The sequence below is a fragment of the Streptomyces flavofungini genome (assembly GCF_041028215.1).
In the GTDB taxonomy this organism is placed as follows: Bacteria; Actinomycetota; Actinomycetes; order Streptomycetales; family Streptomycetaceae; genus Streptomyces; species Streptomyces flavofungini_B.
Window position 1 is genome coordinate 1 of sequence record NZ_JASKYR010001050.1, and the last position, 1,962, is coordinate 1,962.

Annotated in this window: 1 protein-coding gene and 1 pseudogene; both read right to left on the minus strand. The window is 71.1% G+C overall.

The genetic code is table 11. The annotated features are described in order from the left end of the window. Window positions 1–17 precede the first annotated feature (17 nt). The gene (locus tag AB8Z36_RS38235) at window positions 18–1,472 is read right to left on the minus strand and encodes an MFS transporter (RefSeq protein ID WP_369217972.1); all 1,455 of its coding nucleotides are present in this window, start codon (window positions 1,470–1,472) and stop codon (window positions 18–20) included. 91 nt (window positions 1,473–1,563) lie between these two features. Continuing rightward, window positions 1,564–1,962, minus strand: a pseudogene (locus AB8Z36_RS38240) (IS5-like element IS1650 family transposase); the annotation flags it as partial.

The window sequence follows — 1,962 nt, forward strand, 5'->3', positions numbered from 1 at the left end:
GTCCGGCGCCGCCCCGCTCAGCCCTTCTCGGCCGCCGCCCCGGCCGCCTTCCGCTGCCCCGGCATCCACAGCAGGAGCACCACGACACCGGCGAGCAGGATGCAGCCACTGGTGCGGAACGCCATCGCGTAGCCGTCCGTCAGGGCCTCGGGGGACACCGATCCGTTCATCTGCGCCGCCGCGACCGTGGAGAGCACCGCGAGGCCGAGTGCGCCGCCCATCGTGCGGGAGGTGTTGATCAGGCCCGAGACGAGGCCCGCGTCGCCCGGCTCGGCGCCCGACGTGGCGAGGGAGGCGAGCGGCGTCGTGGCGAAGCCCGCGCCGAACATCATCACGATGCCGGGCAGCATGATGGAGGTGACGTAGGAGCCGTCGACCGTCATCGTCGACTGCCAGCCGAAACCGGCGGCGGCCACGAGTATGCCCAGCACGGAGACGTTCTTCGGGCCGAGCACCGGCATCACGCGGGGCGCCAGCATCGAGCCGATGACGATGGTCAGGGAGGACGGGATGAGGGCGAGGCCCGCCTTCATCGGGGAGTAGTGGAGAACGTTCTGGGCGTACAGCGTCATGAACATCCACATGGCGAACATGCCGCCGCCGCAGACGAACATCGCGGCGTTCGCGGCCGACACCGACCGCACCTTGAACAGCTTCAGCGGCATCAGCGGCACCCGCGTGCGCGCCTCCACCACGAGGAACGCCCCGAGCAGCGCGAGCCCGGCGGCCAGCGGCACCAGGGTCGCCGCCGCCGTCCAGCCCTTCTCCTCGGTCTGCACGATGCCGTAGGCGAGGGTGGCGAGTCCGGCGGTGACGAGCACCGCGCCGGGCACGTCGAGGCGCCGCGCCTGCCCGGCCTTGCTCTCGGTCAGCCAGGCCAGGCCCGCGACGATGACCAGGGCGCCGATCGGCACGTTGATGAGGAGCACCCAGCGCCAGGAGAGCAGATCGGTGAGGACCCCGCCGACCAGGCCGCCCGCCGCGCCGCCGCCCGCGCCGACCGCCGACCAGACGCCGATGGCCCGCACCCGCGCCGGTCCCTCGGGCACCGCCGAGGTGAGGATCGTCAGGGTGGAGGGCGCGAGGACCGCGGCGCCCAGACCCTGTACGGCCCGTGCCGCCAGGAGCTGCCACTCGGCCTGGGCGAGGCCGCCGCCGAGCGAGGCGGCGGTGAAGAGGCCGAGCCCGAGGAGGAACATCCGCTTGCGCCCGAAGAGGTCGCCCGCCCGGCCGCCGAGCAGCATGAATCCCGCGAACGCGATGGAGTAGGCGTTGACCACCCATTGCAGCCCGATGGCGCTCATGCCGAGGTCGGCCCGCATCGAGGGCAGCGCGGTGTTCACCACGGAGACGTCGAGGACGACGAGGAACTGGCCCGCGCAGGCGGCGAGCAGCACCGCCCAGACCGGGGCGGACCTCTTCGGCGGGGCGGTGGAATCGGCGGTGTAAGTGGCGGAGGGCGTCTGGACCATGACAGCCATCATCTCAACTGTCCGATGGTCCGTACATCGGGATTTCGCATCACCGGTCCTGGGCCGCTGGGCCTAGGTCGTGTCCGCAAAGTCAGGGCAGCCAGAGTTTGAGGCAGGCCAGGGTGACCAGGGCCTGGTAGTGGCGGGCGCGTTTGTCGTAGCGGGTGGCCAGGGCTTTGTTGTGCTTGAGCTTGTTGAAGCAGCGCTCGACGACGTTGCGTCGCCGGTAGGCCGCCCGGTCGAGTCGGCAGAGGCTCTCGCCCCTGCGGATGCGGCCGTTGATCTGGTCGATGCGCTCGGGAATCGCCGCCTTGATGCCGCGACGTCGCAGGTAGGTGCGGATCTTCGTGGACGAGTAGCCCTTGTCCGCCGCGACCCGCTCGGGCCTGGTTCTGGGTCTGCCGGGTCCGCACCGCTGAATGCGGATGCGGGCCATGACCTGCTCGAACTGGGTGCAGTCGTTGACGTTGCCGGCGGTGACGGTGAAGGC

What these genes read in the sequence shown, in the direction of transcription:
- AB8Z36_RS38235 (WP_369217972.1), bottom strand. Translation starts at nt 1,472, where the DNA reads ATGGTCCAGACGCCCTCCGCCACTTACACCGCCGATTCCACCGCCCCG.